The organism is Neptuniibacter caesariensis, from assembly GCF_000153345.1.
Taxonomy (GTDB): Bacteria; Pseudomonadota; Gammaproteobacteria; order Pseudomonadales; family Balneatricaceae; genus Neptuniibacter; species Neptuniibacter caesariensis.
Genome location: NZ_CH724127.1, coordinates 360,022 through 369,486, shown reverse-complemented (window position 1 = coordinate 369,486; position 9,465 = coordinate 360,022). Strand labels below are relative to the sequence as shown.

At 48.3% G+C, this 9,465-nt stretch carries 9 protein-coding genes; 3 read left to right on the top strand and 6 right to left on the bottom strand.

The window, feature by feature from the left end:
- Nucleotides 1-117: 117 nt before the first annotated feature.
- On the bottom strand, nucleotides 118-1,602 hold the full coding sequence (locus MED92_RS15515) for an aldehyde dehydrogenase (protein WP_007022524.1): 1,485 nt from the start codon (nucleotides 1,600-1,602) through the stop codon (nucleotides 118-120).
- A gap of 251 nt (nucleotides 1,603-1,853) precedes the next feature.
- Between MED92_RS15515 and MED92_RS15510 the strand changes: the two genes are divergently transcribed.
- Complete coding sequence (locus MED92_RS15510; RefSeq protein ID WP_007022523.1) at nucleotides 1,854-2,546, top strand: TorF family putative porin; 693 nt, start codon at nucleotides 1,854-1,856, stop codon at nucleotides 2,544-2,546.
- Between the two features lie 202 nt (nucleotides 2,547-2,748).
- On the opposite strand, the gene MED92_RS15505 is transcribed toward MED92_RS15510, so the two are convergent.
- Together MED92_RS15505 and speB are read right to left on the bottom strand one after the other, a co-directional pair.
- Nucleotides 2,749-3,192, bottom strand: coding sequence for a GNAT family N-acetyltransferase (locus MED92_RS15505; RefSeq protein WP_007022522.1), 444 nt, complete (start codon nucleotides 3,190-3,192; stop codon nucleotides 2,749-2,751).
- A 69-nt stretch (nucleotides 3,193-3,261) separates the two neighbouring features.
- Nucleotides 3,262-4,182 carry an agmatinase gene (gene speB / locus MED92_RS15500; RefSeq protein ID WP_050764249.1) on the bottom strand — a complete coding sequence of 307 codons (921 nt, stop codon included), beginning with the start codon at nucleotides 4,180-4,182 and terminating at the stop codon, nucleotides 3,262-3,264.
- 165 nt (nucleotides 4,183-4,347) lie between these two features.
- On the opposite strand from speB, the gene MED92_RS15495 reads away from it, so the two are divergent.
- Nucleotides 4,348-5,274 (top strand): LysR family transcriptional regulator, encoded by a 927-nt coding sequence (locus tag MED92_RS15495; RefSeq protein WP_007022520.1) that lies wholly within the window; start codon nucleotides 4,348-4,350, stop codon nucleotides 5,272-5,274.
- 23 nt (nucleotides 5,275-5,297) lie between these two features.
- Here MED92_RS15495 and lhgO read toward each other — a convergent pair whose 3' ends face one another.
- Together lhgO and glaH are read right to left on the bottom strand one after the other, a co-directional pair.
- Entirely contained in the window at nucleotides 5,298-6,518 is a 1,221-nt protein-coding gene (gene lhgO / locus MED92_RS15490; protein WP_007022519.1) for an L-2-hydroxyglutarate oxidase, read from the bottom strand.
- 71 nt (nucleotides 6,519-6,589) lie between these two features.
- Nucleotides 6,590-7,531 carry a glutarate dioxygenase GlaH gene (glaH, locus tag MED92_RS15485; protein WP_007022518.1) on the bottom strand — a complete coding sequence of 314 codons (942 nt, stop codon included), beginning with the start codon at nucleotides 7,529-7,531 and terminating at the stop codon, nucleotides 6,590-6,592.
- A gap of 152 nt (nucleotides 7,532-7,683) precedes the next feature.
- On the opposite strand from glaH, the gene csiR reads away from it, so the two are divergent.
- The gene (csiR, locus tag MED92_RS15480) at nucleotides 7,684-8,385 is read left to right on the top strand and encodes a DNA-binding transcriptional regulator CsiR (RefSeq protein ID WP_007022517.1); all 702 of its coding nucleotides are present in this window, start codon (nucleotides 7,684-7,686) and stop codon (nucleotides 8,383-8,385) included.
- A 33-nt stretch (nucleotides 8,386-8,418) separates the two neighbouring features.
- Here the strand turns inward: csiR and MED92_RS15475 are convergent, their stop codons facing one another.
- On the bottom strand, nucleotides 8,419-9,309 hold the full coding sequence (locus tag MED92_RS15475; RefSeq protein WP_007022516.1) for a LysR family transcriptional regulator: 891 nt from the start codon (nucleotides 9,307-9,309) through the stop codon (nucleotides 8,419-8,421).
- Between the last annotated feature and the right edge of the window lie 156 nt (nucleotides 9,310-9,465).

Sequence of the window (9,465 nt, the reverse complement as noted above, 5' to 3'; positions counted from 1 at the left end):
GCTCAGGCATAAAAAAATCCGATATTGTTAACAATATCGGATTTTTTATTAAGCTCGCAGTTAGCCCAAATTGCTTAAGATGGCAGCATGGTCATTACTGGGGGCCTTGTCCAAACCTTAAAGGCGGATCAGCACGTTTTTAATATCAGTGTACTTTTCCAGCGCGTGCAACGACTTATCACGGCCGTTCCCGGAGGCTTTAACACCACCAAACGGTACCGTGGTATCACCTTCACCCCAGGTATTCACCCAGACCATACCACTTTCAATTTTGCCGCTGACACGATGAGCACGAGAGAGGTTTTCCGTCCATACCGCAGCACCCAGTCCGTACTGGGAGTCATTAGCCAGCTCAATCGCTTCGTCTTCAGTTTCAAAATCACAAACCGCCAGCACAGGGCCGAAGATCTCTTCTTTTACAAAGGTCATATCGTTGTTGGCGTTATCAATAATGGTTGGTCTGGCAAAGAAGCCCTGACCGTCGGTGTATTCAGGCAGACCACCGGTAACGATATTACCGCCCTCTTCTACCGCAGAACGGATATAACGCTCGACTGTTTCCAACTGCATACCATCAACCATAGGCCCCATGGTAGTTGCCGGGTCTAACGGATCGCCTGTCTGGAAGCGCTTAGCTTCTTCCATCAGTGCGGCCATAAACTCTTCTTTGATGCTTTTTTCCACATAGAGACGAGAGCATGCAATACAAACCTCACCCTGGTTAGCGAAGATTGCATTAGCCGTACCCGCTGCAGCTTTCTTAATATCGCAATCAGCAAATACCAGGTTAGGCGACTTACCACCCGCTTCCAGCCATACGCGTTTCATATTTGACTGGCCCGCGTAACCCATCAGCATGCCGGCAACCCGAGTCGAACCCGTAAAGGCCAAAACATTTACATCCATGTGCAGGGCCAACGCTTTACCTGCAGTATGGCCGTAACCCGGCAGTACGTTCAGCACGCCTTTTGGAATGCCCGCTTCAACTGCCAGCTCCGCCAGACGCAGCGCACTCAGCGATGCTTTCTCAGAAGGCTTCAGAACTACTGAGTTACCTGCAGCAATCGCAGGCGCAATTTTCCAGCTCACCATCAACAGAGGGTAGTTCCAAGGGGTAATAGCTCCCACGACACCCACCGGGTTGTGGCTGATAAGTGCCAGCGTATCCGTACCTGTTGGCGCGATCTCACCGTAGACCTTATCGATACACTCAGCGGTCCAACGGAAGCAGTCGATCGCATCGGGCACATCAATATTGACCATCTCATTGATCGATTTACCCATATCCAGGGTATCCAGCAGGGCAAATTCATCTTTATGCTGTTCAATCAGATCTGCCCATTTCAGCATGATCTGTTTACGCTGACGTGGGTGCATTTCTGACCAAACACCAGATTTAAATACTTCACGGCTATTCGCTACCGCCGCGTTCACATCAGCTTCATCACAACTGGCTATATCTGTCAGAACCTTTTCCGTAGAAGGGTTGATACATGGAAAAGTTTCACCACTGGCAGCAGACTGAAATTCACCATTAATGTAGGCCTGACCCTGGAACGATAAGGTTTCACTCAGTGCCTGCCATTCGCTATAGCTTTTCATTATTAAAATTCTCCCAAGCTGATTTTGGAACCCGATAATAAAACGGTTCTTTTAGCAATGAAGCGAATTTTAGAAGAGTGGCGGCTCTGCTAGATATACACCCGAGTGGGTAGAGTTTACAAACAACCTGCCTTATAGCTGCATACCGCCTTTCCCCTACCCACTAGGGCCTACCTACAGGTGGGTATTTCTATTAACTGAACATTTTTTCAACAATTAACCTTTCTGAAAAAATAAGAAGGGGAAAAGAGATGAAAAAAATCCTTACCGGCCTGGCACTGGCTGCAACAATGGGCAATGCATACGCAGCTGAAGTATCTGGCACAGTAAGCTTCACCAACGACTACCGTTTCCGCGGTATTTCACAGAGTGCAGGCGACGCTGCAGTTCAGGGCAGCCTGGATGTTGGTTTTGAAAACGGCATCTACGCAGGTATCTGGGGTAGCAATGTCGACTTTGGTTCAGGTGAAGACGCTAACCTGGAGATCGATTACTACCTGGGTTACGGCGGCGATATTAATGATGACCTGAGCTACGACATCAACTTCAGCTACTACACCTACCCAGGTAATGACACCGCTGACTACGACTACTCGGAGATCATCGCTGGCCTTTACTATGGTGATCTGGGCTTAACTTTCGCCTACAGCAACGACTTCTTCAACACCAGTGAATCAGCTAAATACGTAGCGCTGGATTACAGCTACGGTATTACTGAAGAGGTAAGCCTGGACCTACACGCAGGTCACTCTTTCGGTGAGTACTGGGGTTCTTCTGATATCAGCGATTACTCTGATTACTCAATCGGTGTATCTGGCTCATACTCAGGTCTGGATCTGTCTGCTGCATATCTGTTCAATGATATTAAAACCGCTGATGAAGCAAACTCAGGTGCATACCGCAACGATAACACGTTGCTACTAACGATCTCTCGTACCTTCTAATCACGAAAGAATCGTTGCTATAAATCCCGGATAGAGGACTGCTATCCGGGTCATCCAACTGTTTGAATACTCAGAGCACCTGTTGGATGCTCCCTCCACAGTTCAGGGCAGAAATGCCCCTCTTCGATATAATGCCTTACCGCCTGAATTCCCGTTCAGGCGGTTTTTTTCTTGTTAGTGCTATAAAGAGTCAGCAAGCTATTTAAAGGTGCAGGCTGTACGCATCGAAGTTTTCATTGGCGAGTTTATAGCCAACTTTTTTATAAAGCGCCTGAGCGGAGTGATTGTCTTTTGCGGTGAGTAGGTCAAGGCGCTTAATCCCCTTCTCTTCAGCTAGTGAACGCGCCCTGTTCAGTAGGGCTTCGCCTATGCCATGACCACGCGCCGATTCCACCACATAGAGATCGTACAACACGTAGATCGGGCAGGCTTCTATCGAACAGAAAGAGGGGTAAAGCTGCACAAAACCGAGGCTACTCTCTCCATCCTGAGCCAGGAAAATCGTCGATTCACCCCGCTCTAGACGCTCACGCAGAAACTGTTCAGACAGCACCAGATCGGCCTCACAGTTGTAAAACTGGCGATACTGATTAAACAAAATACTTAACGCAGGAACATGAAACAGTTCAGCCTGAACAATCTTCATCTTTTTCTCCTCAAACCCGAAAAGGAGGCACAAGCCTCCTTATTAAAAAACAAACCCATTCGCCGTTTATCAACGCGAAAGGTAATCTCCACCCGCCCCTTTATTCGCGGCAAGTACATAGAGGTATTCCAGCGCTAAAGTTGCACCAGCCAATGAGGTGATATCGGCATGATCATAAGCGGGCGCTACTTCGACGACATCCATACCAATTAAGTTCAATCCACGCAGGCCACGAATCACTTTTAATGCTGTATCGATCGAAAGGCCCGCCGAAACAGGTGTCCCGGTACCAGGTGCTACTGAAGGGTCCAGACCATCAATATCGAAGCTCACATAGACTTTTTTATCACCCACACGCTGCTTAATACGCTCCAGCGTGGCTTCCGGACCATTGCCATTGACCCAGGCAGCATCCAGCACTTCAAATGGGTGCCCATCCGTTTCATAAGCCGTTCTGATACCAATCTGCAAAGAGTGCTCAGTATCCACCAGTCCCTCTTCAACCGCATGGTGAAACAACGTGCCATGATCATACTTCGTGCCACCTGAGTAGGTGTCAGTATGGGCATCGAAATGGATAATGGCTAAAGGCCCATGCTTCTTCGCATACGCTCGCAGCACCGGCAATGTGATGAAGTGGTCACCACCGAAAGTTAACGCCGTTTTGTCCGCTTCCATGATGTTGCTGATGTGCGCTTCCAGGTTATCCACCAGGGTTTGTGGTTCACCGTGCTTGAACAAAACATTCCCGGCATCTTCCACCTTAAGGTGATCATCAAGCGCAAAATTCCACGGCCAGCGTGCACCTTCCCACACCAGATTGGCGGACGCCGCACGCACGCCTTCTGGCCCAAATCGCGCACCGGAACGACCCGACGTAGACATATCATATGGCACGCCAGAAACGACCACCTCTGCTGTGCTGGATTGCAGATTCTGCAGTAACGGGAATTGCATAAAGGTCATACCCAACGCGCCGTACAATGGCATATCTGCGTCAGCTACGGTGGTATTTTGATTCGTGTCAGTCACAGTGCTCACCTCTGTGTAAATTTGAACTTGATACCATCCTAGTCAATGCTTGATAATTATTGAAATGCATACTTTAAATATAAATATGCACCATATTAATACTAATTGTATTGAGCGTTTGCTATGAAATCACTTCGCCAATTTGACCTGAACCTACTGGTGCTTTTTGAGGCTCTGATCACTGAACGTCACGTTTCAAGAGCTGCTGAGAAGGTGTTTCTCAGTCAATCCGCGATGAGCCATGCGCTTAACAGGCTACGTGATCTTCTGGATGACCCTCTTCTGGTCAGGACAGAAAATGGTCTGCAACCCACCCCACGCGCTGAACAGATGCTCCCTCAGGTACGAGAGGCGCTGCAGTTGGTGGGTAAAACCCTGCAACCTCCCACGCCTTTTGATCCCAAAAGCAGTGACCGAGTATTCCGACTCGCCTGCTCCGATTACTTTGAAACCGTGGTCTTCCCGGAGTGGTTCAGTTCGATCCACAAGCTCGCACCAGGGATTCGGGTTGAAGTTGCCTTAATCAGTGACGAGATGATGACCCAGCATCTGGAGCAGGGTGAAATTGATCTGATTGTCGGCCTGGAAGCCGGTCAAAAGCTTCCTGCTCATCTTATCGTTGAACAATGGTGTACCGAGCATCAGCTTTGCCTGGCAGCGCAGACACATAACAGCATTAACAACCGTTTGGATCTGGATGCCTACCTGGAACAGCAGCACATTTTGTTCTTTGACCTGGAAGGGGAAACCCAGAGCGGAACCGATCAGTGGCTCAAATCTCTGGGATTCCAAAGGAATGAAATAGCGCGCGTTACCAACTACATGGCTGGTGCCCGTCTGGCCGCGCAAAGTAAGGCTGTTATCACCCTGCCTTCACGAATGGCGCTGCTCTTTAGCGAAATGCTCCCTCTCAGGGTAATTGAACCACCGGAGCAAATGCCGCAAATCGATATGACCATTATTCAGCATCCTCTGTATGAAGATGATCCGGCCATTCGCTGGCTGAAAGAGGAAATAAAACAATATGGTCAGCAGCAAGATAACCACTGACCACAGAGAAGAACTGGATACTCTTAAGCAGATTTCACATCCAGCTTTCCATCGACCTTATCGCAGATATAGTTACCGATCGGTATTGAAGAGGTAGCCGCAGGTGACGGTGCATTACAAACGTGCAAGCTACGCTCGCTTTCAGCGAACAGGAAGTCGTGAACTAAGCTGCCATCTTTCATCACCGCCTGAGCCCGAATACCCGCCGGATAAGTTTTAAGATCCGACAGTTGCAGTTTAGGGCAATACTTCTGCACCAGTTTCAGATAACCAGGCTTCCACCAGGAGTTCCAGGTTTCGACTAAACCCACCTTTAGATTGGCTTTTAACACTTTCCAGAACCCTGAGAAGGTCACCATGTCGGCAATATCACGCAGACTGATATTGATACGGCCATAGCCTTCACGCTTCCAGCCCTGAACCGCATTAGGTCCCACCGTCACTGAACCGTCGATCATACGGGTAAGGTGCACCCCAAGGAACGGCAGCTCCGGATCTGGGATCGGGTAGATCAGGTGGTTAACGATCTGGTTGTGCTCCGGGCCCAACTGATAGTACTCACCGCGGAAAGGCACAATCTGAAAATCAGTTTCTATACCCAACATTCGGGTGGTTCTGTCCGCCATCAGACCCGAGCAGGTGATCAAAAATTTACACTCAATCTGTTGCTGTTGATGATCCGACTCGACATTCACAGTGATCCGGTCATCCAATTCCTGCATCGCCGTGACTTTAGTGTTAAGCCGGGTTTCACCACCCAGCTGCTCAAAGCATTTAGCCATTGCAGTGGTCACTTGCTGATAATCGACAATCCCGGTGGTTTTCACCAGTATCGCACCGGTACCGGTGATATTCGGTTCACGCGCTTTAAGCTGTGCTTTATCCAGCAACTCAACATCAATACCGTTTGTCTGGCAACGCTCAAAAAGCGCCAGCATCCGCTCATGTTCCAGTGGATTAGTCGCAACTAACAACTTACCGCACTGATCGTATTTAATACCCTGTTCTTTACAAAACTTAATCGTATCCTCAACACCCTGTTTACAAAACTGGGCTTTAAGACTGCCCGGCGCATAGTAAACACCGGCATGAATGACCCCGCTGTTATGCCCTGTCTGATGGCAGGCATAAGCATTCTCCTTCTCGACCAGAAGTACCGTTTTATCCGGATGACGTTGCTTTAGTTGCCATGCGGTTGAAGCACCGACGATACCGCCACCAATAATGAGAAAGTCGTAAATCATAAAGTCTCTTTTATCTATAACGCTTTAAAGTAAACACCGCTCAATGCTGGGCAATGAGCGGTTCTATGAAATCAGGCTTTGGTAAAGTGGCCACGCTGACGCAGCAGCTCACGGGATAACCCAGGGTGCGGGACAAACTTATCGCGGCCATGCAGCCAGCAATGGTTCTGCACCACCAGCATGGAGCCCACAGGCACACGTACATTGAAGCAGTTTTCTTCAGATTCCAGCGATTCACCCATCTCATACAGGTAGATTCCCTGACGCATATTCTGTGGCTCAGCAAACTGATCGATAAACAGCATATGCGGTTTACCCTGGCTATCTTCCTCAAAGAAGATCGGGTGCTCTACTTTGTAATCAACCTGTTTACTAGGCGGTGAACCCCAGACAATATCCTGTTTCGCCAGCGGGTGATTGTAGAACTTGTCCAGATCCTGCCAATCATCCAGGTGCAGCAATAGGGAATCACCCCCTTCCATATTCTGTTCGTCCATCTTCATCATCAGGACAAAATCGGTACGCTCGTCAACGTAAGTACCATCATTATGCAGCTCCATGCGGCGATGGGCCTGGCGCAGGTAGCTGTCGCTGTTGTCTTCATTCTTCACTGTAAACCGAGCGTAGTATTTTCCGTACATCGAATCGAAGTTCGGCATGCCGATCAGATGGGAGATCGCGGTGGACAGCTTAATGTTCAGGTTTGTCTGATCACCTTCCGCCTGACCTTCATACTGAAGAAGGAAAGCGGCCTGTTCTCGATTTGCCATAATCGCATTAAGGCATTCTCCCAGAGCCGATCCACATAACTGATCCAGTTTATCTGCGATAGCAAAACGCAGGAACGGCTTATACTCGAGCGCCTGAACATCCCAACTGCGGGTCTGTGCTTCAAAAGCATCCAGTACCGCTTCACTCAGGGTCACCACCTGCAGACGTTTGTTGGCCGCAAACGCATTTACAGAGAAGCCCACCTCTTTTCCTTCAACTTGCATAGGTTCAACTGCCGACATTTTTATTTTTCCTCGCATCGGTTCAATGTTGTTTCGAGCAATAATGTCGACGTTTTTATATTATGTCAACATTTTATTATTTGAACGCTATTTAATAGATTGCCCGACTTATCGTAGAATATGTCGAAGATTTCAAATGGCATCAGGTAGTTATGGCTCTTTCACCGCAATCAAATCCGCAAAACAGTGATAATTTTGCTACACAGGTTCTCGGCCAGTTAAAGCAAGATATTCTGACTGGGTACTTTAATCCGGGTGAAAAGCTGAAGATGACCCGCCTGAAAGAACGCTATCAGGTAGGGGTCAGCCCTTTGCGGGAAGCGCTGTCGCAACTTCTGGTCGAACAGCTCGTAGTTGTTGAGAACCAGCGTGGCTTCAAAGTACATCCAATCTCGGCTGAAGAGATGGAAGATATTTATCATACCCGTGCAGAGATAGAGGCCCTGTGTGTGAGTCAGGCCATTGACCGCGGTGATGATGCCTGGGAGGCCGGTATTCTGGCCGCTGCCCATCAGCTTAAAAAATCAGCAGAACTGCTTGAAGAAGAGAACCCGGAAAAGATCCAGCGCTGGGAGGCCCTTCATCAGGCCTTTCACAGAGCGATTGCCGAGGGCTGTGGCTCCCCTAGCCTGCTCCATGTCCGCCTGTCCCTTTATGAGAAAGCTTCGCGCTACCGCAACCACTGGCTTAAAGAGAATATGCTGGACCGCTCTATCTTTGATGCCAACCAGAAAGAGCATGAAGCATTAACCGAAGCACTGCTCAACAGGGATAAAGAAAAGGCGGTAGAGATTATCCGCCAGCATATTCTCAGCCCTTACCGACTGCTGAAAGATTCGATTAGCTTCGATTGAGTTATTTACCGATCTAATAAGCGCGCGTACACGCTATGAATCTGTGAGCATCGCTTTCAGGCATTGAGCCAGTTCGACTACCTTTGTATTGCCGCGTTTATGGATAGGGACGGAGTAATAGTAGCCATAACCACTCATAAACTTAATCTGCATCAGGTTTACCAACTCTCCTTTATCAATGAGATCTGCAGCGAGAAAAGAGGGTAATAAGCCAATGCCCTGCCCTCGCTTCACCGCCTCCATCGACATAAAGAAATGCTCATAACCATCGCTAAACTGAGGACTAGCATACTCTTCGGCTATATAGTGATTCAGAAAGCTGGTCCACAACTGCGGGCGCGTGGTGTGGAGGATCAGCGGATGATTCAAAATATCTGCAGCAGTGTTTACAGGGGATGACTTAAACCTTTCCTGGCTGATCACTGCGACGAGTTCCTCTTCAACCAGTAACGAATCAGGATCCTGGCTTGAAGAGATCGGCAGGCAGCGAATGATCAGATCACTTTCGGTACTGAGAATATTGTCAGAGTGTGTAGAGGTGACCTGAAAGGTCAAATCGGGAAATTGTTCTTTAATTTTTTCAAGTTTTGGAATCAGCCAAAGTGTGCTGAAGGATGGTGTCGTGTTGATTAATAGAGCATTCGAATCTGCAACACTTTGTTTTATCAATGCCGTCGCGCTTTGAATACTCTCCATGGCTTCAGAAATGGTCGGCAAATACAGCTTTCCTGCGTCGGTTAGATGCAGCCCTCCTTTTTCCCGATGGAACAGAGGTTGTTCCAGATACTGTTCAAGTGTCTGAATCTGTTTACTAACGGCCCCTTGAGTAACAAACAGCTCTTCGGCGGCTTTAGAAAAGCTCAAATGCCTCGCAGCAACTTCAAATACTTTTAACGCATTCAGTGGTGGAAAGTTATGACGCATAAAGCCCAAAAGCCTCCAGTCAAAGATAGACAATAGGTATCGCTTAAACCTCAATGGTATGAGTTTTTCTCATACCCTCTGAAGATATATCGATTGTCCCTAATTGCAAAGCCGCCTTTAATGTCTAGAAATTAAGCAGTTTTAATTGCGGAGAAC

Excerpts from the sequence above, each read along its gene's own strand:
- lhgO (WP_007022519.1), bottom strand. The coding sequence starts at position 6,518 with ATGATTTACGACTTTCTCATTATTGGTGGCGGTATCGTCGGTGCTTCA.
- MED92_RS15505 (WP_007022522.1), bottom strand. The coding sequence starts at position 3,192 with ATGAAGATTGTTCAGGCTGAACTGTTTCATGTTCCTGCGTTAAGTATT.
- MED92_RS15475 (WP_007022516.1), bottom strand. The coding sequence starts at position 9,309 with ATGCGTCATAACTTTCCACCACTGAATGCGTTAAAAGTATTTGAAGTT.
- glaH (WP_007022518.1), bottom strand. The coding sequence starts at position 7,531 with ATGTCGGCAGTTGAACCTATGCAAGTTGAAGGAAAAGAGGTGGGCTTC.
- MED92_RS15515 (WP_007022524.1), bottom strand. The coding sequence starts at position 1,602 with ATGAAAAGCTATAGCGAATGGCAGGCACTGAGTGAAACCTTATCGTTC.
- speB (WP_050764249.1), bottom strand. The coding sequence starts at position 4,182 with ATGCCATTGTACGGCGCGTTGGGTATGACCTTTATGCAATTCCCGTTA.
- csiR (WP_007022517.1), top strand. The coding sequence starts at position 7,684 with ATGGCTCTTTCACCGCAATCAAATCCGCAAAACAGTGATAATTTTGCT.
- MED92_RS15495 (WP_007022520.1), top strand. The coding sequence starts at position 4,348 with ATGAAATCACTTCGCCAATTTGACCTGAACCTACTGGTGCTTTTTGAG.
- MED92_RS15510 (WP_007022523.1), top strand. The coding sequence starts at position 1,854 with ATGAAAAAAATCCTTACCGGCCTGGCACTGGCTGCAACAATGGGCAAT.